This window comes from Achromobacter sp. HZ34 (genome assembly GCF_002209485.1).
In the GTDB taxonomy this organism is placed as follows: domain Bacteria; phylum Pseudomonadota; class Gammaproteobacteria; order Burkholderiales; family Burkholderiaceae_B; genus Bordetella_C.
Genome location: NZ_NJIX01000010.1, coordinates 79322 through 100393 on the forward strand (window position 1 = coordinate 79322; position 21072 = coordinate 100393).

A 21072-nucleotide genomic window follows, 5' to 3' on the forward strand; every position below is an offset into this window, starting at 1 on the left:
CGGGCGGGCATGGACGCATCGATCTACTTGAGCTTTGACGACGGGCCCGGGCCTTCGACGCCGGCGCTGCTGGATGTGTTGCGGGCGGGGTCGTGCCAGGCGCTGTTTTTCCTGCTGGGTGCCAATCTGGAACGTGACCCGCTGACGGCGGTGAGGATGGCCCAGGAAGGGCACGTGCTGGGCAACCACACGTATACGCATGCACGGGCCGGCGACTTGCCGGAAGCCGCCTTGATCGACGGGATCAAGAAGACCGACGCCTTGATTCGCCAGGCCTACCACGAGGCGGGTGTCGCGGCGCCCGCTGTGATTCCGCTACGGCTGCCGTATGGCCTGGTGGCGGATGATCCACGGGTGCACGTACTGGAGCGCCTGGGCCGGCTGCATACGGGGTGGACCTTGATCATGGACGACTGGCAAAGACCCGCGCCTTCCGCGCACGCTTTGCTCGATACCCTGCGTGCGCATCTGGTGCAGCAGCAGTTGCTGGAGGAGCGGGTGCTGGTCTGTATGCACGACAGCTCGCGTCATGGCGAAGCGCGGCCGGCGACGGTGGAGGCAGTGAGGATGCTGCTGGGGGACGCTTCGCTCAACAATTGATGCCAGCATCCCAGGAAGCCGATGCCTGGGCCCAGGGACCAGAGCCCGCGCTGGGCGGCTTCCAGGTGGATCAGGACCTGGTCGATGCAGAAGAGGTTCATGAGCGCGTTCCGGTTCGTACGGAGGTAATCGATCATGGTGTCGGTCCCGACCCCGACCCCGCCGACCTCGGCTTCGGCGGTGGGCATCGTCCGCTGCCGGGCGTAGGCATCCAGACCCTGCTCCCACATGTCCGCGTCATAGGCGAACCTATGCTCGACCGTCGCATCGCGGGCCAATGCGAAAAGCGCGAACGCCGCTTCCAGCCATGGCGCACCGATGCCGACGTCATCGAAGTCCAGGATGCCTGTGACGCTGACGTCTGAGCGATCTGCTTCGGCGAACAGCAGATTGCCGGCGTGATAGTCGCCGTGTACCCAACCGGTGGGACCGGGGAGGCTCACGGCCGCCTCGGCCAGGTACGCGCCGGCGCGGGAAACGATCTCGGCATAGTGCGGGGCCAATCCATCTGGCAAGACCGGCATCGCCCTTGCCGAAACACGCGCGTGACGCTGTAGCAACCAAGTTGCTGGGTGGGGAGCGGTATCGGCAGCATCGGCATGTATGGCTGCGGCGGTAGCCATGCCGTGCAGCGCTGCGTCGGCAGGTATCTCGCTCATGGCGTCATGCAGATGGGCCAGCGTACGCATGGCTGCCGCGGCGATGGCGTGGCTTTCCGCGCCCTGCGAAGCCTGCTGCGGAAATCCCGCGCGGCCAGGGATGCAGGCGAACAAATGCAACCAGGATGTTCCAGCCTGGACATACGAGCGGCCACCCAGTGTCTGCAACGCCCGGGGCACCGAGGGCAGGAAGCCGGACGTCCCAAGGGCGGCCAGCAGGGCTTCTTCGCGATCGACCTGTTGCACGGCCTTTCCAGGCCAGGAGACCCGTAGTATCAGAGGAACATGGCTCATGCCGACGTCGCAGTCGGCATCCCGCCCGGCCTCCTCACTCTCCACCTCGACCAGATAGCTTTTGTTAGTATGCCCGGACGGCAGCGGCTGCAGATGCAGTACCCGCAGCCCCCAGTTCGCGTGCACGAGCGCCTGTAGCGTATCCGGCGTATCCGGCGCTTCTACGCTTCCTCTATCAGCTACATGGATCATGTCTGAAAGCATCTCGGCCCGCATGCGGGACATCAATGTCGAGTGGCTGACGCGCGCGGCCGAATTCAATCATCTGTTCAATACGCGTTGGCTGGGCGAACGGTTCTTTCATCTGCCGGGCGACATGCTCGCCATCCAGGAACTGGTGTGGCGCATCCGTCCGACCTCCATCGTACAAACCGGCATCGCGGCCGGTGGCGGCGTTGTCTTCTCCGCGTCCATGCTGGAATTGACTACCAACGGCCGCGATGGCCCACGCCTGGACGGTGAGTCCGTCGGTCACGCAGGCCAGGTCATCGCGGTCGAACCGCGGCTGCGTCCTGACGTGCGGGAGCGCCTGCAATCCCACCACCTGGCGCATCGCATGCAATTGCTGGAAGGCGAATCCTGCGCCGACGCCACCTTGGCCGCGATACGCGCGCGCATCGCGGACGATGGCCCGGTGCTGGTCATCCTGGACCTGACGCACACCCACGATCACGTCCTGCGCGAACTGGCCTGCTATGCGGAGCTCGTGACGCCCGGCAGCTATATCGTGGTCATGGACACCGTCATGGAGTACCTGCCCGAGGAAATGTTCCATGGCAAGCCCTATGGCCGGGGCAACAATCCCGCCACGGCCGTGCGGGCCTTCCTGGCGGACGACGATCGTTTCGAGGTCGACAGCGAGATCGAGGACCGTGTGATCATGACGCTGTCTCCCGGCGGTTTCCTGAAGCGAGTTCGCTGATCAACCGCGCGGCCTGGGCCGATCCATCCTGCTGCCGATAACTGGCGGCAATGCGGGCGGCGTTCTCGCGTATCGAGCCCGTTGCAGCGTTTCCGCGGATGGGCGCCGGTTCGGCGTGCCTGCTTGCCGGTCCAGGCCCAGGCCCAGGCCCAGGCTCCAGCAGCATATCGAGCGCAGCGGCGATCTGTCCCACCGACGCGGTGCGCAGATCGAGTTCGATGCCGGCCCCCGCACGCTGGACGAACCACGCCGAATGGAACTGGTCATTGCAGAAGGGCGACAGCAGCATGGGCACCCCGCAGGCCAGCGCCTCCATCACCGAATTCGCCCCACCGTGGTTGATGAAGACGGCCGTGCGACACAATAAGGCCAGCTGCGGGGTATATCGCACCGCGATCACCTGGGCGTGGTCTTCCGGCGGCAGGGGCAGCAGGTCGGTGTCCACCAGTTCACCCACGGACAGGACCACCTGCACCGGCTTGCCCCGCAAGGCTTCAATGACCTTGCCGAAGACTTCAGGCTGGTAATAGAGCTGGCTGCCCAAGGACATATAGACCAGCGGGCGCCGCGCATCCAGGCGCTCCCACGGAAAGGATTGCTCGTCGCCGCGCGCGCCTGCAGGCAAGGCGGGGCCCACCAGCCGCACCCCCGCCGGCGGTGCGCCGACCAAGGCTTCGGTGGTCAGCGCCAGGGTCAGATAAGGCGAAAGCACGTCGCAGCCGTTGAAGCGCACCTGCAAGCCATGGCGCGCGAACAGTTGCTCGCGATCCGGGGCGAGCCAGCGCACGGTTTGCAGCAGTTCGGAGTCCAGGCCCGCCGGCAAGACCGGATTGAGGGAATTGGACAGCGCCACCCAGGGCAGCCCCTCAAGGTGCGCGGCGATGGCCGATGCGTAGAGCAGGGGATCGATGACCACCACGTCCGGCTGCCATTGCCGCAGGATGCCGCGGATGCCATCCACCAGCGCCGGTGCCTGTTCCACGAGCAGGACGCGGATCCAGTGACGCAGCCAGTCCGCGTCCTGGATGTTGGCGGCAAAGCTCGCGCCGCGGGAGATATCGTGCCGCTCCAGCTTGGTGCGAGGGCCCAGCAGTTCGAAGCCGCCGGCAGCGTCCAGCTGCTCGCTGATGTCCGCGGGGGCGTAGAACGCGACTTCGCAGCCTTGGGCGCGCAGATGTTGCGCGGGACCGATGCAGGGATTGAGATGGCCTTTTTCGGGGACCACGCAGAAAAGGATGCGTTTCATGACGGCGGGTTCCGCGGGTGCCAGCTGCTTGCCGACTCGATGGCTGAGGAGGAGGAAACGGTGGCGGCGGCGCTGGCGGACGTGTGAGACATAGCCTCGGCCTGCAGCGAATCCAGGAGCAATACCAAGGTTGTCCACAGCACGCGTTCCGTGTCGACGTGCAAAGCCGGCTGGGCGATGCCCAAGGTTGTGGACAAGTCACGGATGCGCGCATCGTCGACGAGGGGACGTAAATCCATGGCAGGGGCCAGCCGCCCCTGCTTGGGGCCGCGCACCAGGCGCTCCGGCAGGGCCAGTTGCTCGCCCAACTCGCGCAGGCACTGCTTGTCCGGATCGCGTGGCAAGCTGGTCAGGTGGCGGACGACTGCCGCATCCAGGAAGGGCGCGTGCAGGGTCACCGCCGCGTCGGCAAACATGGCGTTGCATAAGGGCAGGTAATTGGCCGATCGATCGCGCCGCATGACCTGGTCCGCGCCGTCGCCGGTGATGGCGACCGCGATGCCATCGGCGGCCATGGCCCGGGCCAGCAGCAGCTTGGCGACCGGGTGCATATTGAACATGGGCTCTTCCACGCAGCGCGTGGCAGCGGGCAGCGCCGCGACGAAGTCCTGGGCTGTCACGCGGACCAGTTTCACGCGGGCGCCCAGCCGGTCGGCGATGTCGAGCGCGGTGTCCCGTTCGCAGTAATCGGGCAGGTCGGTCACCAGGATGTAGGACGGAATGCTGCGCTGGACGCCCATCTCGCGCAGCAGGGCGAGCAATAGCGCGGAGTCCAGGCCGCCGCTCAGGGCCAGGGCCACCCGCTTGCCGCTGTCCAGCGCACTTTGCAGAGAGGCACGCAGGGCCTCTCTCAGATTGCCGCGCTCGGCTGCTCCGGGCGCGGCCCGTAGCGCCCAGCCTTGCGGTGAGCGGATCAGGGAGTGGCCGGGAGGAACCGCCAGGACATCGCGCAGTACCGTGTGGCCTGCCAGCCGGTCGCCGCCGAGATATCCCTGGATAGCGGCGATGTCCGGCACACTGGCGGGCAGGCGCGCTTTCCGCAGCAGGCTGGCGATGCCGTTCGATGTGGCCTCGCCCCGCTCGGCGTACACGATGCGCCGGAAGCCGAATTCATCTCGCGTGGCGACGATCATGGGTTGCCGGCCTCGTCCGCCAGCGCGGGTTGCGGCGTGCGCTGTTTCTCTTCTTCTTTGTCGCCCTGTTCCTTGTAGTGGGCTTTCAGCGCGTCGACTTCCATGCGCTTCATGATGCGATGCGGCGCCTGCGGGGCGCTGCCGCCGTGGCACTCCAGGCAGGCCTTCAGCGGTTTTTCGCGATAGAGATAGGCCAGCATATCGTCCAGCATGGCGGCGTCGTCGCGCAGGCGCAGCCCGTCCGATTGGAAGTCTTGCCGGCCTTGGTACAGCGTATTGAAGTGCGCCGGCCGGGTACAGGTGTAGAACATGCCGTCGCGGACCATGTGGCAGCGTTCGCGTATCCAGCAGTCGTGATAGATGCGCTGCGCTTCCGCGTAATCGGTGCCGGCGGACTGGCGTGTCATGCTGGTGAAGTCGTTCTGCGTCTTCCAGTTCAGGCGCACCGCATGGGCCGCCGCCTGCGCTTCGATGTGAGCGATGAGGTCGGGGGACAGGCGTGGACGCGGGTAGCGGGAGATGGTCAGGGCGTCGATGCGTTGCCAGAAGGCATCGGACATTTCGCCCAGCTTCAGGCCATTGGTGGTGACGGAGATGACGGGGGCAATCCCCGTTTCCCGCACGGCGTGGATAAGGTCCACCAGTTGCGGGTGCAGCAGGGGTTCGCCGCCGACCAGCTTGAAAATCCCCGGCTGCAGGATCTTGGCCGCCATGCGCAGGTCCGTGGCGATGGCGTCCGGGCTGGCGAACCAGGCCGGCAGTAATGGCGACAGCGAACAGCACTCCGCGCAGGTCAGGTTGCAGTGGTCGACGATGTGCGCTTCCAGTGACCGTGTCTGGATACGCCCGGCATGGACAGGGTAGTTGCGATCCATCGGCGGCGGGAACACGTGCTTACGCTGGGCGGGCGGCGGCATTTATTTTCCTTCCTTTACACAGCGGGTAAAGAAATCGATCAGTTGCGCACGCGCACCGGCCATCGTCGAGACCATGCGCATGGCGCCTTGCAGGTGGGTGGTGAAACGCCGCGGATCCGCCAGCCAGCCTTGCAGCATCCAGCGCTTGAGCGCATGTTGCAGGCAGGCGGCATCGACGGCCCAGGGCATCAGCTCGACCCGCAGCGGCCGCACGCGCAGGTAGGCGCGCACGAATTCCGCGGCCGAGGCGGCGTCTTCCAAAGGGAGATGATTGAGGCAGCGCACGACTTCATATTCGCGCGGCGCGCCTATGGACGCTTCCCAATCCAGGATGAGCGGTGGCAGCGCCGCGCCGAATAAATAGTTGAATTGATTGTAGTCATTGTGGATGGGATGCTGCGGGTCATCCGTGGGGAAGGCCGCCAGGCTGCCTGGGTAGTGCTGGTCGATCAGCGCCAGGCAGGTGTCCACGTAGCCTTGCAGGCCTCGTTTGTCCGAATCCGCGGGGGCAAGGCCGGGTGCGGATGCAAGTTCAAGCCTGATCGTGTCGATGTCCAGTGCCGCCAGGCGCGCGCGCAGCGTGTCCGGCAGCGCCGCGGGGTATCGCTCCAGGCGTAGATGCAGCGACGCCAGGCTGGCGCCCAGCGCGGCCCATTCGGTCGGCGTGTAGGTGTCGTAGGTCCTGATCGCGCCGGGCGCCCATGCGGTGACCATGGCGCGGGCACGGGGGACGATCCACAGCGGCGCACCCGCGGCGGTGCGTAGCAGTTTCTGGACGCGGAAGCGGGGATCGGCTTCGAGGTTCAGGTGCGCGACCAGTGCGGCTTCCTTTTCGGCCCTGGCGAATTGGTCTTCCGCGTAAACCTTGACAGCCACGTCGCCCGTCGCGGTCGAGAGGCGCCACACGCGTTCGCTGATGCGGCCGGGGTTCGCAGCGACCTCTTTCAGTGCCTCCCCTTTCAGTGCTTGCCCTGCGGCGGCATCCTTGTTCCGTGCGGCCGCCACCGACTTGGGTCCATACGCAGCATGGATCGCGTCGAGCAGATCGTTGGCGATATCCATTCAAATGGCCTCGTAAGGGCCGTAGCGATAGGGATGGCCGGTCAGGAAGGTGTTCTGCCCGACGTAGCGCAGCTTGTACATGGCGGGGCGGAACAGCAGCGCCGGGCTGTTGTCGGCGATCCCCAGCAGCGGATACAGATCCTGCCTGACGAAGAATGCGTTATTGCCCATGTCGTCGCAGCACACCAGTTCATAGCCCTTGGCCTTGCCAAGGTGATGCAGCGACGCCAGGCTGGCGCCGTAGTAGGTCGAGCCGTCCCAGGCATGATCGGGGTTGAAGCACATGACCCAGCGTTCGGGCGGCGCGTAGTAGGGGTTGTATTCGATGACGACGATGCGGGGCTGGAACGCCGTCAGTCCGCGCCAGACCCAGTAGTCGTTGCCGTCGATGTCGATGGAAAGCAGGTCGAAGTCCGTGGGGACACCGGCGTCGGCCAGCAGGTCATCGATCTGATCGGGCTGGACCTGCTTATGGCACAGTTGCACGTTGCCGGCCGCGCCTGCGCCGGCCGCACCTAAGCCGGCCGCACCGTAATGCGCCTGTAATTTTTCATAGCGATAGGCGCTACCTTCCACGAGCAGGCCTTGCCAGCCCCTTTCACGCAGCAGCAAGGCCGTATTGCTGTTGCGCAGGCCGTCGCTGGCGCCGATGTCGACGCAATGGCGATTGCTTGGAGCAATGCGATCCATCAGCCGCGCGAGGATGCTTTCCTCGGTGCCCTGCGCGTGGAGACTCTGCGCCAGATGCGACAGGTCCAGGGGAGGCGGGGCGTCCTGCATGGTGAGCGTGTCAGTGGCTTTGTGACGGCAGGAATACGTCGGGGCGATTGGCGAGATACCAGGCCAGTGACTTGGTGACGGGCAGCTGCCGTATTTCGTACAGGTGGAAGAAGCCGGCGCCCGCGCCTTCCAAAACGCGGAAGTCGCCCCAATCGACGGGGCGAGGCAGCAGCATCAAGGCGGCTTCCTGGCCGTCGCTGCCTGTTCGGCGGGCCAGCTCGATGAAGTCGGCGGGCCCGGCGACGATCGCCAGTTCTTCTTCCAGCTCCCGGGCGGCCGTGTGCGCGTGGTCCGCGTCCTCGGATTCCACCGCGCCGCCCCAGAAGCTCCAGCACAGGGGGCCAAGGGTGGCGCCGCTGTCGCGCATTTGCAGGAGAGGGCGGCCGGTGCGGTCGCGAACGAGAATGCTGATGCTGGTGATCAAGGCGGGGGATCCTGGAAACGTGGCCTGGGTTGCAGGCCACGGAAACGCAGGCCGTCGATGTCGTCGGCGGCCGGCAATGCCGCCCTAGTGTCGCCGGAATCGCGTGCGCGTTCAAATGAAACCGGTGTGACTCACGCCTGGCCGGCCCGGCGCGCGGCGCTGCGGGCCAGGGCGGCCCAGTCCAGGTGGCCTTCGTCATGGGCCAGGCTTTCGATGTGGGTGTCGCGCAGGACGCTGGCCAGCGGCATGGGGACCCTGGCTTTTTCGCCGGCCTCCAGCGCCAGCCTTACATCCTTCAGCCCCAAGGCCAGCTTGAAGCCGGCCGGCTCGAATTTGTCCTGGGCGATGCTGCCGCCATAACCCTGGTAGACAGGGGCGGCGAAGACCGTCGAGGTGACCATCTCCAGAAAGCCGGCCTTGTCGACGCCGTGGCCTTGCGCCAGTGCGGTCGCCTCGCCCATGGTGCCGATGGCGCTGGCGATCATGAAATTCACTGCCAGCTTGACGGCGTTGGCCTGTTCCGGCCGGGCGCCGAAAAACCAGGTTTTCTGGCCCAGGACATCGAATAGCGGCTGCACGGTTTCCAGGACCTTGGGGTCGCCCGCCGCCAGGATATTCAGCTTGCCGGCTTCGGCGACGTTGACGCGCCCCAATACCGGCGCGGCCACATACTCGACGCCTTGCGCACGGTGCAGTTCAGCCAGCTCGGCGGCCAGGGCCACCGACACGGTGCCCATGTTCACGTGGATGGCGCCAGGCTTGAGCGCCGCCAGCGCTCCGCCATCGAGCAGGACGGCGCGGGTGGCCACATCATCGGCCAGGATGGAAATGAGCACGTCGGCGCCGGCCGCGGCCGCGCGCGGATCGGCGGCAGCGCTGCCGCCCAGGGCAGCGATTTTCTCGACCGGGGCCGACGAGCGGTTCCACGCCCGCAGCGCATGACCGGCTTTGATCAGATTTGCGGCCATCGGCAAACCCATGGTGCCGAGGCCAAGAAAGGCGATATTCATGAAAAAACTCCCTGACCGCTGGATAACGAAAGGCCGCGTACGGTTGCCTGGCGAGTGTAAGCGCCTCGACCTGACGACTGCATGGCCCAGGTGGCGCAGTGGTAATGGAACCGAGGAACAGGCCATGGCAACCTAGATAGGCTTATGCCGGTACGTCGCGCTCATAGCCGACATTCGCCTGTGCATCGCCACATGCTACGGCCATAGTGCATCCACGAGTGTCATTTCCTTGGAGATAGTCCCCATGACTACCATCAACAGCGCTGTCCACGATTACGCAGCAACCCGCAATTTTATGGATACCCCGACGGTGGACGCCCGGGCGCGCGGATTTGGGGGGCTGGATAGTACGGCCCACGCGATGATCGACCGGGCCGATATCGCCGGCGATGGCAAGACCCTCTACGGCGCGGATATTCCCGATCTCATGTCTGGGTTGCTCGACACGGTTTCCCAGGTGCTGGTCGTTCCGAAGACGGTCGCCACTATCGCGAAGGATATCCAGGTCGGCGACGCGGGAAGCAATTCAGTACCCAGGGAAATCATCATCCCCACCGCCCTCCACCCGAAAATCTGACCGCGCGTTTTCAGAGCAGGCGCACCGCCATGCCGAAGTCGACGGTCCGCCGTGCCAATCCATACATGGCATCGACCAGGGGCCGCGTGTCGTCATCGCGGTGGCTGAAGGCGTAAGGCAGCGCTGCCAATGCAGGGCGCGCACGCAAGATGCGCAGTGTGCCGCGCTGCGCCAGGGCCGTGGCCCAACTTACCGGCAGAAAGCCTACGCCCAAGCCTTCCAGCAGCAGGCCCGCCACCGCGCCCCAGCTGTTGCAGGTCAAGTGCTGAGCCGTGGCAATGCCGCTGGCGGTCAGCCAATCGTCCAGGATGCGGGTGGTGCCAGCCTCGCGCGGCAGGGTGATCAGTGGATGGCGGTGCAACAGGTCGGGAGGGATGCGCGACGAGTCTCCCACCAGTGCCGGTGCCGCGCACCAGGTATAACGCGCCGCGCCCAAGGCCCGGATAGCCGGGGATGTCGGGTTGCCGGCGATGACGGCGAAGTCCAGGGATCCGTTCTGCACGCGTCGTCGCAGCTCTCCGCCCACATCAACGTAGGGTTCCAGGCGCAGTTGGGGATAGCGCTTGCGCGTGGCCGCTACCAGCTTGGGCAGCCAGGTAAGGGCCGTCAGCTCGCCCACCCCGAAGCGGCACACACCTTCGATCTCGGCCGGTTGCGCCATGTCCGCGCGCAAGGTCTGGGCATGCTGCAGCAAGGATTGCGCACGTGGCAGCAGCTTTTCTCCCGCCGGCGTCAGGCGCGCCCGCTGGGAACGTCGATCGAATAAGGGCAGCCCAAGTCCACCTTCCAGTTCGCTGATGCGCTTGGACAGGGACGAAACGGACAAATGCAGGCGCTCGGCGGCAATCGCGAAGCTGGCGCAGGTGGCGGCCCAGTAGAAGGCTTCCAGTTGTTTGAGTGTCATCGGCGGCGGGAAGATATCTTGTTCGAAAAAAGCGAACCAGAATATTTTAAATTATTCACTTTTTTCGTCTAATGGGTTGGCGGTACGCTTGCCTGCCTGCCTGCCTGCTCCCGGCGCCTGGGTTTGCGCTGCTGCCAACATCATCCATGTCAGAGTCATCATCCATGTCCTCTTCGTCGTCCACTCCCGCGCCTGCCCGCGCCGCCTATGCCCCGCTCAGCTCCCTGCCGCGCCGCTTGCGCCCGCTGCTGTGCCTGGACGATTTCGAGGACGCGGCCCGGCGCCACCTGCCGCGGCCGCTGTTCGGCTACATCGTCGGCGCGGCCGAGACCAACCGGTCGTATCGCGACAACCGCCTGCAATACGACGATTACCGCTTTCGTCCACAGGTGATGGTGGACGTCAGCGCCCGCAGCACCGAGGTGGCGCTATTCGGCCAGACTTACCGTTCGCCCTTCGGTATCGCGCCGGTGGGGATCAGCGCGATCTCCGCCTATCGCGGGGATATCGTGCTGGCCCAGGCCGCCCAGGCCGCCGGCGTGCCCGCCATCATGAGCGGCACGTCCCTGATCCGCATGGAGGAAGTGCGCGAGGCGGCACCGGGTACCTGGTTCCAGGCCTATCTGCCGGGCGACACCTCGCGCATCGAAGGCCTGATTGCCCGCGTCGCGGCGGCCGGGTTCGAGACGCTGGTGCTGACGGTGGACCTGCCTGTCTGGGCGAACCGGGAGAACAACGTCCGCACCGGTTTCTCCATGCCCCTGCGGCCCAGCCTGCGCCTGGCCTGGGATGGCATGATCCGTCCGCACTGGCTGCTGGGCACCTTCGCGCGCACCTTGCTGCGCCATGGCATGCCGCATTTCGAAAACTCCTTCGCCACGCGCGGCGCCCCCATGCTGTCGCTGAGCGCCTTGCGCGACACCACCGGGCGCGAGCATCTGAACTGGGAGCATATCCGCGCCATCCGCAAGCAGTGGCGCGGCAATCTGGTGATCAAGGGCCTGCTGCACGAGGGCGATGCCTTGAACGCCCTGGATTGCGGCGCGGATGGCATCATCGTGTCCAATCACGGCGGGCGCCAGCTGGACGGCGCGGTGGCGCCGTTGCGCGCCTTGCCGCGCATCGTCGACGCGGTGGGCGAGCGCATGACGGTGATGATGGACGGCGGCGTGCGGCGCGGTGGCGACGTGCTCAAGGCCTTGGCGCTGGGCGCGGCCTGCGTGTTCGTGGGCCGTCCCTTCATGTACGCCGCGGCGGTGGGCGGCCGCGAGGGCGTGGATCACGCCCTGGGCCTGCTGCGTGATGAAGTGTCGCGCAACCTGGCGATGCTGGGTTTGAACAGCATCGCTGAACTGGGGGCCGATACGCTGTTCCGGCAATGGCCGGTGATGGAGGGCGATATCGACGCCAGGGGCCGCAAGGGCTGACATTGCCTGTGGCGCAGGGGGAGGCTATGCTCGGAGCACCCGGCATGTGCGGGATCAACGAGGAGAGGAATCATCATGCAGAAACGCGCGATCCGTAACGTTGTCTCCATCGTGGCCTTGCTTGCGTGCGCGGCCTGGCTGCCCGCCCAGGCCGCGGACCCAGTGCCTCAGGAACGCCTGCGCGGCTGCGCGGGCAAGAAGCAGGACATCGAACGCGAACTGCGCTTCGCCCAGGAAAGCGGCAACAAGGCCCGCGTCAAGGGGCTGCAGGAGGCGCTGGCGGGGGCCGATCGATGCACCGATGCCAGCTTGCAGCAGGAGCGCGAAGGCAAGGTGCGCGACGCCCAGGCCAAGGTCAAGGAACGCGAGGATGAACTCGCTGAAAAGCAGGCCAAGGGCAAGAAGAAAGACATCGCCAAGGCCCAACGCAAGCTCGACGACGCCCGCGCCGACCTGGGGGCGGCGCAGGCGGAGATGTATCGCTGATCGGGCGGCGGCGCTTCTCGTGCCGCCATGATTGTCGCGCCGGCAATCATGGCGTGCTCACCTGGCGCTCAAACGCGTACGGGGTTGCCGGCGCGCGGCATGCCGCGCCGGGCCAGGCGCCAGCGCAGCACGTCCACCAGCAGGAACGCCAGCAGGCTGACGCCCAGCGCCGGCAAGGCCCAGCCGATGGCGGCGGCAAGCGCGACGACGCCCACGCGGGCGCCGTTGCCCAGGCGGGTCCACGCCTGCGTGACGGTCAGCACCGGCGCGCCAGGGGCGGGCCGGCGGCGCCACCACATTGCGTAGCCGAGCACCACCATGGCCGACAGCGCGGTGCCGAACAGCGCCATCAGTAGCTGATTGACCCAGCCGAACAGGATGCCCATGTGGGTGTCGATGCCCCAGCGGATGAGTTTGGCGATCAAGGGAAAGGTGGAGAAGTCGGAGCGGCCCACCACCGACAGGTCGCGGCCATCGATGGCGATGGCGTCGACCTGCGTGGGCCAGGAGCGATCCGTCTCCCGCACGGTCCAGGCCTGGTCGGGCTTGCGCGGCGGCCGGATCTCGATGTCGGCGGCGTCGATGCCGGCTTGCCGGGCCGTCCGTTCGATGGCGTCGAAGCGCGTGGCATAGTCGGCGGCTGAGGGCATTGCTGACCTGGCGTTGCCCGCTTGCGGGGATGGGCCGTTGGCCGTGCCTGCGCTGGAAGGCGTGGTGGCGCTCATGGCCGCGTTCGACATGGCATGGCCTGCGTGTCCCGCATGACCCTCATGACCCTCATGACCCTCATGACCCTCATGACCCTCCTGACCCACATGGCCTTCGTGCCCGGCATCGGCTCCAGCCATGCCAGCCATGCCAGCCATGCTAGCCATACCAGCCATACCGCCCATCGCCTGCGGCGCCAGGCTCGTAGCCAACGGTGGCGTGACCCACCCCAGCTTCTCGCGCGCGACATCGATATTGCCGCCGGCCCAGCGCGACCACGTCAATCCCGTCGCGGACAGGAAGAACAGGCCGATGGCAATCCACAGGCCGATGACGCTATGCCACCGCCGCAGGCCTGCGCGCGCGCCAGTCGCGCGGCGCCCCGCCAAGCGCTCGCGGCGCGCGGCCTGCCACCAGAGAATGATGCCGCCCAGTGCCGCGAACCACAGCCAGGACGCAGCCAGTTCGCTGTAGTTACGGCCCAGGTCACCCAGCATCAGGTTGCGGTGCAGGAAATCCAGCGTCGTACGGAAGGGCAACGTGCTGCTGGTCCCGTAGACATTCATGTCGCCCTTGATCGCCAACGTGACCGGGTCGACAAAGATGGCGCGCAGTTCGGCCGTGGCTTGCAGGCGCGGTTCGCTGAACAGGACTCGGCTGGTCATGCCCGGCTTGGGCGCGGGGCGCACCGAGTACAAGGTGTCGTCCGGGCCTATGGCTTTGCTGGCCGCGGCGATCTGCTCGGCAAGTGAGTGGGCGCGGCCGGTGGCGTCGCTGTAGAGCGCGTCCGCATAGATGCGGCTTTCGATCTGCGGCGTCAGCACGAACAATGTGCCGGTGACCGCCGCGACGAGTATGAATGGGCCGACGAACAGTCCGACATAGAAGTGCAGCCGAGTGAGCAGGGCGACGAAAGCGCCCTGCGTCGAGGGGCGGGGGATGGCGGTTCCCCCACCGGGCGCCGAAGCGGCGCCAGATGGAATCTGAGACATGGTTTGCACCTGTTCCGAAAACGCAAAGAGGATCGCTTCCGGTCATGGCCGGAAGCGATGCGACGTCAGGAAGGATCAGGCGGAAGGCGGCGCGCGCGAACCCAGGGGCGGTCCGGCGGGCGGGAGCGGCGGCAGGCTGTCCGGCACCGCGAAACCGACCGGCGTGTCACGCAGCGTCGCGAGTAGCGGCTCGATGGCGACTGGCGGCAGGTGCAGGGCAACGTGAGCGGCCGCCCAGAACGGACATTCGGTGCCGGCGGAATGATCGCCCGAATCGGGGGCATGCGATGACCGGTCGCCGGCAGCGGCATCCGTGGCCGCGTCCATGCCGGACATATCTTGCATGCCGGGCATATCAGGCATGCCAGGCGCGTGCGCCATGCCGTGCATACCGGACATGTCCCTGTCGCCGTGACCCATCGCCGCCATGTCCATAGGCGACATGGCGCCACCCGCGCTGCACAGGCTCATGCGGAATATGCCTTGCCGCAGTGCGGCAGGATCCGGCATATAGCCCACGGGAATCAGCGCGCGCAGGACTACGGCAAGCAGCAGCAGGCACGGCAAGACGTGCGTGCTACGTACTGTGCGGCGAAGTAGGGTCCCGATCGGCATGGCAGGATTCTAAATCAGCGCGGATCTGTAGGGGTTTGTCCCGTGTTTAATTAACGGCGACGCGCCTCATGTAGAGGGGCAGCGAAAAAGCGCGAACTATCCTGGAGTATCGCGCTCTATCTTGGACAGCACGTTGAACAGAGCGGCTTTTCTCAGAGAATCCATATTGCCCTGGCGCTCGGGAACGGTATTTGCTACCGTCGCGCCTCGGTCGAGTCCGCTACGCATACGCGGCGGGCACACGAGATACAGCATAGGGGTCGCGCACGGCGCGATGGAGTAGAAATGGCAAAGATTATGGTGGTCGATGATGAGGCTGCCCTGGCAAGAATCGTACGGGATGCGCTCTCCAATGAAGGGCATAACGTTTATATGGAAACCGATGGATTGGCGGCGCTGTCGCGCATGGTGGAGCTGAGACCGGACCTGGTGGTGTCCGACGTCATGATGCCGGGCATGGGGGGCGCGTCCCTGCTGACGGCGATGCGCGATAACGCTTATCTGAATGAAGTGCCCTGCGTCGTCATGAGCGGTCTTCCAGAAGACGCCGTGTCGGTCGCCTGCGGCGGCGCGTATTCGGCCTTCCTGGCCAAACCGTTCGATCTGCGTGATCTCGTGAATGTCGTCGGCGACATCCTGGGTAACCAGGGATGATGCGACGCAGGCTTGCAGACGTAGACGCTTGATGACATCGCCCAGGCTCGGTGCCTGGGCGATTTTTTTGGCCGCGGCCAGCACGTCCTCTCGCCAGGCGCGGACGTGCCAGGCGGCGAGGTGTCCTGCATCCGCTTGTCCCGTTTCAATGCGACGGCGGGAAGCCGTGTCGACGGGCGAACACCAGCGTGACCAGTGCTGCTGCCAGCAGCATCAGTAGCACGGGCGTGAAGGCCGCCACACCGGCGTGTTCGATGAGCACGCCACCCACGATGCCGCCACCGGCAATCGCCAGGTTCCACGTGGTGACCAGCATGGACTGCGCGACATCGGCGGCCGCGGCGGCGGTCTTGGCCAACGCGGTCTGGAACAGCGATGCCGCGCCTCCGAAGGACAAGCCCCAGACTGCCACGGCCAGGTAGATCGCCGCGGCCTGTCCGCTCGCCAGTCCCAGCCATAGCGCGGCGGCACCGAAGAGCACGGTGCAGATCAAGGCCAGGGGGCGCAGGTGGCGATCGATCAACACGCCGGTGATCCAGATGCCGGCCAGCGAGGCGATGCCGAAATCCAGCAATACCAGGTCCGTGCGCTGTCCCATGCCGGCCGCCGCGAGAAAGGGCGCGATGTAGGTGTAGAGAATGTTGTGGGCCAACACATAGGTCAACACGACGAACAGCACTGGACGTATGCCGGGCAGGGTGAAGACCTGGCGCAGGGACTGCCGCTGGCCGCGCGCCTGGCCCGGGAAGTCCGGCACGCGTGCGCGCACCAGCAGCATCAGGGCCAGGGCCAGCAGGGTCATGATGCCGAAGCACACGCGCCATCCCAGCGCGATACCCAGCCAGGTGCCCGCCGGCACGCCCAGCGACAGGGCCAGCGGCGTACCCACCATGGCGATGGCAATGGCGCGGCCCTGCAGATGGCCCGGCACCATGCGGGCCGCATAGCCGGCCAGCAAGGCCCACAGCAGGCCCGCGGACACACCCGCCACGAAACGGGCCACCAGGGTGAGCGGATAGCTGGTGGACAAGGTCGTTACCGTGTTGGCGATGACGAAGCCGGCGATGGCCGTCAGCAGTACAGGGCGGCGGCGCAAGCCCTGGGTGGCGGCGGTCAGCGGAATGGCGGTAAGCAGGGAGCCGATGGCGTAGACGGTCACCAGTTGGCCGACCAGGGCTTCGGACACGCCCAGGCCCAGTCCCATCTGTGGCAGCAGGCCGGCGGGCAGGGCTTCGGTAAGGATGGTGATGAACGCCGCCATGGCGAGCGCGAGCAGGGCGGCCAGGGGCAGGGCGTGGCCCCGGGACGGCGCGTGTTGTGGCGTGGCGGGGGCGCGGGTGGCGTCCGGGCCGTTGGCGGACGCAGGCAGGGGCGCGGGCAATGCGCATTCCCCGGTGGGCTGGGGCAGGGCAGTCAAGGCGAAATCCTTATCTTCGTGGAACGTGCCGACAGCTTAGGGAGTCCAGGATTGAAGAAAAACCGGGGTACAGTTCCGATTTCTGCGGACATGAGTGTCCGTAATGACGGGACGAGGGCGAATGGACAGTCTCAATGGTTTCATGGTGTTCGTGCAGGTCGCGGAGACACGCAGTTTCGTGGCGGCGGGGCGGGTATTGGGGGTGTCGGCGTCGGCCGTGGGCAAGAGCGTGGCGCGGCTGGAGGATCGCCTTGGGGTGCGCCTGTTTCACCGCAGCACGCGCAGCATCACGCTGACCGCGGAGGGCTCGCTGTTCCTGGAGCGCAGCCGCCGTATCCTGTCCGAGATCGAGGCGGCGGAGCTTGAGCTGTCTCAGGCCACCGGCGCGCCGCGTGGCCGTTTGCGTGTCAGCCTGCCCTTGGTCAGTTCGCTGGTGCTGCCGGTGCTGGGCGAATTCATGCATGCCTATCCGGACATCGAACTGGACCTGGATTTCAGCGATCGCATGGTCGATGTCATCGAGGAGGGATTCGATGCGGTCGTGCGGACGGGGGCGCCGGTGGATTCGCGGCTGTCCGCGCGCAGGTTGGGGACGTTCACGCGGTTGCTGGTGGCGTCGCCGGATTATCTGGCGCGCCGTGGCACGCCGCGCCGGCCCGTGGATCTGCTTCAGCATGCCTGCCTGCATTACCGCTATTCGAACAGCGGCAAGCTGGAGCCATGGCCGCTGCTGCGTGAGCCCGGTGCTCCCGAATTGCCGCTGCCGGTGACGATGATCTGCAACAACATCGAGACGCGCTTGTGCTTCGCGCTGCAGGGACGGGGGATTGCCTGCCTGCCGGATTTCTCCGTGCATGCCTTGCTGGATGCGGGGCATCTACGCACTGTGCTAGATGGCGATGTCGGATGGACGGGTGAATTCAACGTGCTGTGGCCTGCCAGCAAGCACCCATCGCCCAAAGTCCGAGCCTTCGTCGATTTCCTCTGCGCCCGCGTATTCCCCTACAAGCGCGACCAGTCCTGCATGCTGGCCCAAGTCGCCGGCACATAAATGGCCAAGGTGTGGCCCAGCCCACCTTGGCCACCCAGTCCAGCCCAGCCCAGCCTAGCCGGCGGCGCACGCCGGCTTTGCGCTGGGCGTCCCCAGGTCGAGGATGAGGTCGGTCCGTCAGGACCGACCTCGACTCTCCTTCCCGGTGCCAGGGAAAACCCGATATATATCCTCGTTGCCCGTACGCGTCTAGCAACGCTAGAATATTTTCATAAGATATATAAGTATCTATTAGCAATACTTGAGTCAAGACCTTGATGCCCTGGATTCCAGGATCCCGGCCAAGGTCCAGGCCAAGACCCAGCACCCATGAAACGGGGAGACAAATGCGCGACTCACGATCCACGCCCGCGACATCCACCGCCAGCCCGCAACTCCTGCACACCCCCGGCCCTACCTACGTCCCCGACGCTGTTCGTGAAGCCATGTCCCGGCCCAGCATGGACCTGTCCGATGCCCGCCTGGAAACCCTGGTCCACGAATGCGAGACCGGCCTGGCAGCGCTGCTTGGCACCAGCCACGCCGATGTGCTGATGTACGCTGCCAATGGCCACGGTGCCTGGGAGGCAGCCATCGTCAACCTGATGCAGCCAGGCAGCGAAGTGCTCGTGGCCGGCAGCGGCTTCTTCGCCGAAGCCTGGGCCCTGCACGTTGAAGCGTTGGGTGGCGTGGCGCGCCGCACGCCGGTGCGTCCCGGCCGCGCCCTGGACCCGCAAGCCATCGAAGACGCCCTGCGCGCCGACCACGAACGCCGCATCGCCGCCGTCTTCGCCGTGCACACCGACACGGCCAGCGGCGTAACCAGCGACATCGCTGCCGTACGCCAGGCCATCGATGCCAGCGGCCATCCCGCCCTGCTGGTCGCCGACGTCATCGCGTCCCTGGGTGCCACGCCTTTCCGCATGGACGAGTGGGGCGTCAACGTCGCCATCGGCGGTTCGCAGAAAGCCCTGATGCTGCCGCCCGGACTGTCCTTCACCGCGGTCGATGAACGCGCCATGGCGGTCGCGCGCGCCAACCCGGTGCCGCGTTCCTATTGGGACTGGGACAAACGCAAGAGCCCGCTGTTGTATCGCAAGTTCTGCGGCACGCCCCCGCAGGGCATGCTGCACGGCCTGCGGGCCGCGCTGGCGCTGATTCGTGATGAAGGCCTGGCGCAGGTGTTCGCCCGCCATCGCCAGGTGGCGCTGATGGTGCACGCCGCGGTCGAACGCTGGGCGCAAGCCGGGCAGATGTCCTTGCACGTCACCGTGCCCGAAGAACGGTCGTCTTCCGTGACCACCATCGCCGTGGCGCAAGACGTGCCGGTGGAAGCGATGCGTACCCTGGCCCGCGAGCGTCATCACACCGCCATCGCGGGTGGGCTGGGGCCGTATGCCGGCCGCATGTTCCGCATTGGCCATCTGGGTGCCGTGCACCCTGGCATGATCCTCGGCGCGCTTGGCGCGGTGGAGGCTGCGTTGCGCGACACCGGCATAGCGGTCGGTGATGGCGGCTTGGCGGCGGCGGTCCGCGTGCTGGCTTGATATAAGAAAAAGGAATTCACACGATGAGAATGCGTACCCTGATCGCCACCACCTTGGTAGCCCAGATCCTGGCCTGGAGCGCGGCCGCAACGGCGTTGGCGGCAAACCCAGCGGCAAATCCGGGGGCAGGCACGACGGCGAAAGTCGTGATGCACGCCCCATTGCGCGTGCTCGACCCGGTGCTGACCAACGCCTACATCACGCGCAACCACGGTTACCTGATCTACGACACGCTGTTCGCGCTGGACGCGCAGGCCCGTCCGCAGCCGCAGATGGTGGACAGCTGGACCGTGTCGGACGACAAGCTGACCTGGACGTTCAAGCTGCGCACCGGCCTCAAGTTCCATGACGGTGCGCCAGTCACCGGTGCCGATGTCGTGGCGTCGCTCAAGCGCTGGGCCACGCGCGATGCCATGGGAACGCGCCTGATGGCGGCCACGCAAACCCTGGACAGCCCTGCGGCCGACACTTTCCGCTTCGTGCTCAAGCAGCCTTACGGCCTGGTGCTGGAAACGCTGGGCAAGCCTGGTGTGCCGGTGCCCTTCATCATGCCGGCGCGTATCGCGGCGACGCCGGCAACGACCGCCATCACCGAATACGTAGGCTCGGGGCCGTACCGCTTCGACGCCGCGGCGTTCCAGCCTGGCGTGAAGGCGGTCTATCTGAAGAATACGGACTATGTTCCGCGTGCCGAGCCGCCCAATAATTTCTCGGGCGGGAAGGTGGCCATGTTCGACCGCCTGGAAGTGGTCAACATGACGGATGCCCAGACAGCCGTCAACGCGCTGCGCCAGGGCGAAATCGATTTTATCGAAAACGTCGCGCCTGACCTGATGCCGCAGCTCGACGGTGCCAAGGGCGTCACGGTGCAGGGGTATGGCGACAACACCAATATGTACATGCTGCGCATGAACTGGAAGCAGCCGCCTTTCGACAACGTGAAAATTCGCCGGGCGGTGCTGGCGGCGCTGTATCAAGTCGATTATCTGGAAGCCTCGCTGGGCGATCCGCGTTTCTATCAACTGTGCGGCGCGATGCTGAGCTGCATTTCCGCGTATCGCACGGAGGTGGGCGCGACGCAGACCAGGCCCGCCGACGTGGCGCATGCGCGGGCCTTGCTCAAGGAGGCCGGCTACAAGGGCGAGAAGGTGGTGGTGCTGCATCCCACCGACGTACGCAGCCTGGTCAACCTGGCGCCGGTTACGGCGCAGGCCCTGCGCGATATCGGCATGAATGTCGAGGTGCAGAATCTGGACTGGGCCACGCTGCTTGCGCGCCGCAGCAAGGATGCGCCGCTGGACCAGGGCGGCTGGAGCATCTTCCACTCCAGCCTGGCCGCGATGGATCTGATCAATCCCATCGTCAATCCGATTCTGGATGACGCTTATCCCGGCTGGGCCAAGGACGACCAGATGAACAAGCTGCGCGACGAATTCGCGTTGGCTTCGGGCCTGGACGAACAGAAGCGGGTGGCCGAAGCGCTGCAGAAGCGCGGCTACGACCAGGTGACCTTCGTGCCGCTTGGCGGGTATTCCGAGTTCAAGGCCTACGATGCGAAGTTCACCGGGATGGTGAAAGCACCGGTGGTGTTGTTCTGGAAGGGGCAGTAAGGCGCCGCCCGTAGCATAGCCGGGCGCGCGCTGTTTCCCGCCGGATAGGCGGGCATCT

General features: G+C 66.0%; 21 protein-coding genes. 9 read left to right on the forward strand and 12 right to left on the reverse strand.

Going from position 1 to position 21072, the window contains the following annotated elements:
- The first annotated feature begins 9 nt into the window (after nt 1-9).
- The gene (locus tag CEY05_RS29320) at nt 10-600 is read left to right on the forward strand and encodes a polysaccharide deacetylase family protein (RefSeq protein WP_088600818.1); all 591 of its coding nucleotides are present in this window, start codon (nt 10-12) and stop codon (nt 598-600) included.
- On the opposite strand, the gene CEY05_RS29325 is transcribed toward CEY05_RS29320, so the two are convergent.
- Complete coding sequence (locus CEY05_RS29325; RefSeq protein ID WP_088600819.1) at nt 528-1745, reverse strand: phosphotransferase enzyme family protein; 1218 nt, start codon at nt 1743-1745, stop codon at nt 528-530. The two genes, CEY05_RS29320 and CEY05_RS29325, sit on opposite strands and share 73 nt — an antisense overlap.
- On the opposite strand from CEY05_RS29325, the gene CEY05_RS29330 reads away from it, so the two are divergent.
- Nucleotides 1744-2475, forward strand: a complete 732-nt coding sequence (locus CEY05_RS29330; RefSeq protein WP_088600820.1) for a cephalosporin hydroxylase family protein — start codon at nt 1744-1746, stop codon at nt 2473-2475. The two genes, CEY05_RS29325 and CEY05_RS29330, sit on opposite strands and share 2 nt — an antisense overlap.
- Here the strand turns inward: CEY05_RS29330 and CEY05_RS29335 are convergent.
- The 7 genes from CEY05_RS29335 to CEY05_RS29365 form a co-directional block, all read right to left on the reverse strand.
- Complete coding sequence (locus CEY05_RS29335; RefSeq protein ID WP_088600821.1) at nt 2432-3721, reverse strand: glycosyltransferase; 1290 nt, start codon at nt 3719-3721, stop codon at nt 2432-2434. The two genes, CEY05_RS29330 and CEY05_RS29335, sit on opposite strands and share 44 nt — an antisense overlap.
- Nucleotides 3718-4854, reverse strand: coding sequence for an asparagine synthase-related protein (locus CEY05_RS29340; protein WP_088600822.1), 1137 nt, complete (start codon nt 4852-4854; stop codon nt 3718-3720). The genes CEY05_RS29335 and CEY05_RS29340 overlap by 4 nt, the downstream gene beginning before the upstream one ends.
- Nucleotides 4851-5771 carry a 4Fe-4S cluster-binding domain-containing protein gene (locus CEY05_RS29345; protein ID WP_143220705.1) on the reverse strand — a complete coding sequence of 307 codons (921 nt, stop codon included), beginning with the start codon at nt 5769-5771 and terminating at the stop codon, nt 4851-4853. The genes CEY05_RS29340 and CEY05_RS29345 overlap by 4 nt, the downstream gene beginning before the upstream one ends.
- On the reverse strand, nt 5772-6833 hold the full coding sequence (locus tag CEY05_RS29350; RefSeq protein ID WP_088600823.1) for a phosphotransferase enzyme family protein: 1062 nt from the start codon (nt 6831-6833) through the stop codon (nt 5772-5774).
- Nucleotides 6834-7613: an FkbM family methyltransferase gene (locus tag CEY05_RS29355; protein ID WP_088600824.1), complete on the reverse strand. Its 780-nt coding sequence runs from the start codon at nt 7611-7613 to the stop codon at nt 6834-6836.
- A gap of 10 nt (nt 7614-7623) precedes the next feature.
- Nucleotides 7624-8037, reverse strand: a complete 414-nt coding sequence (locus CEY05_RS29360) for an NUDIX domain-containing protein (RefSeq protein WP_158219457.1) — start codon at nt 8035-8037, stop codon at nt 7624-7626.
- 131 nt (nt 8038-8168) lie between these two features.
- Entirely contained in the window at nt 8169-9047 is an 879-nt protein-coding gene (locus CEY05_RS29365; protein ID WP_088600826.1) for an NAD(P)-dependent oxidoreductase, read from the reverse strand.
- A 244-nt stretch (nt 9048-9291) separates the two neighbouring features.
- Between CEY05_RS29365 and CEY05_RS29370 the strand changes: the two genes are divergently transcribed.
- A complete protein-coding gene (locus CEY05_RS29370) occupies nt 9292-9624 on the forward strand; it encodes a hypothetical protein (RefSeq protein ID WP_088600827.1) in 333 nt (110 codons plus the stop codon).
- Nucleotides 9625-9634: 10 nt separating this feature from the next.
- Here the strand turns inward: CEY05_RS29370 and CEY05_RS29375 are convergent, their stop codons facing one another.
- On the reverse strand, nt 9635-10528 hold the full coding sequence (locus CEY05_RS29375) for a LysR family transcriptional regulator (protein ID WP_088600828.1): 894 nt from the start codon (nt 10526-10528) through the stop codon (nt 9635-9637).
- A 146-nt stretch (nt 10529-10674) separates the two neighbouring features.
- Between CEY05_RS29375 and CEY05_RS29380 the strand changes: the two genes are divergently transcribed.
- On the forward strand, nt 10675-11955 hold the full coding sequence (locus CEY05_RS29380; protein WP_088600829.1) for an alpha-hydroxy acid oxidase: 1281 nt from the start codon (nt 10675-10677) through the stop codon (nt 11953-11955).
- A 75-nt stretch (nt 11956-12030) separates the two neighbouring features.
- On the forward strand, nt 12031-12441 hold the full coding sequence (locus CEY05_RS29385) for a DUF1090 domain-containing protein (RefSeq protein ID WP_088600830.1): 411 nt from the start codon (nt 12031-12033) through the stop codon (nt 12439-12441).
- A gap of 68 nt (nt 12442-12509) precedes the next feature.
- Here CEY05_RS29385 and CEY05_RS29390 read toward each other — a convergent pair whose 3' ends face one another.
- Both CEY05_RS29390 and CEY05_RS29395 read right to left on the reverse strand, forming a co-directional pair.
- Entirely contained in the window at nt 12510-14141 is a 1632-nt protein-coding gene (locus tag CEY05_RS29390; RefSeq protein ID WP_088600831.1) for a PepSY domain-containing protein, read from the reverse strand.
- Between the two features lie 75 nt (nt 14142-14216).
- A complete protein-coding gene (locus CEY05_RS29395; RefSeq protein WP_143220707.1) occupies nt 14217-14756 on the reverse strand; it encodes a hypothetical protein in 540 nt (179 codons plus the stop codon).
- Nucleotides 14757-15041: 285 nt separating this feature from the next.
- On the opposite strand from CEY05_RS29395, the gene CEY05_RS29400 reads away from it, so the two are divergent.
- Nucleotides 15042-15410, forward strand: a complete 369-nt coding sequence (locus tag CEY05_RS29400; RefSeq protein ID WP_088600833.1) for a response regulator — start codon at nt 15042-15044, stop codon at nt 15408-15410.
- 145 nt (nt 15411-15555) lie between these two features.
- Here the strand turns inward: CEY05_RS29400 and CEY05_RS29405 are convergent, their stop codons facing one another.
- On the reverse strand, nt 15556-16671 hold the full coding sequence (locus CEY05_RS29405) for an MFS transporter (protein WP_088600941.1): 1116 nt from the start codon (nt 16669-16671) through the stop codon (nt 15556-15558).
- 277 nt (nt 16672-16948) lie between these two features.
- Between CEY05_RS29405 and CEY05_RS29410 the strand changes: the two genes are divergently transcribed.
- The 3 genes from CEY05_RS29410 to CEY05_RS29420 all read left to right on the forward strand — a co-directional run bounded on the left by CEY05_RS29410 (nt 16949) and on the right by CEY05_RS29420 (nt 21014).
- On the forward strand, nt 16949-17878 hold the full coding sequence (locus CEY05_RS29410) for a LysR family transcriptional regulator (RefSeq protein ID WP_088600834.1): 930 nt from the start codon (nt 16949-16951) through the stop codon (nt 17876-17878).
- A 326-nt stretch (nt 17879-18204) separates the two neighbouring features.
- On the forward strand, nt 18205-19404 hold the full coding sequence (locus tag CEY05_RS29415; RefSeq protein ID WP_158219458.1) for an alanine--glyoxylate aminotransferase family protein: 1200 nt from the start codon (nt 18205-18207) through the stop codon (nt 19402-19404).
- A 23-nt stretch (nt 19405-19427) separates the two neighbouring features.
- A complete protein-coding gene (locus CEY05_RS29420; RefSeq protein WP_088600836.1) occupies nt 19428-21014 on the forward strand; it encodes an ABC transporter substrate-binding protein in 1587 nt (528 codons plus the stop codon).
- Nucleotides 21015-21072: the final 58 nt, after the last annotated feature.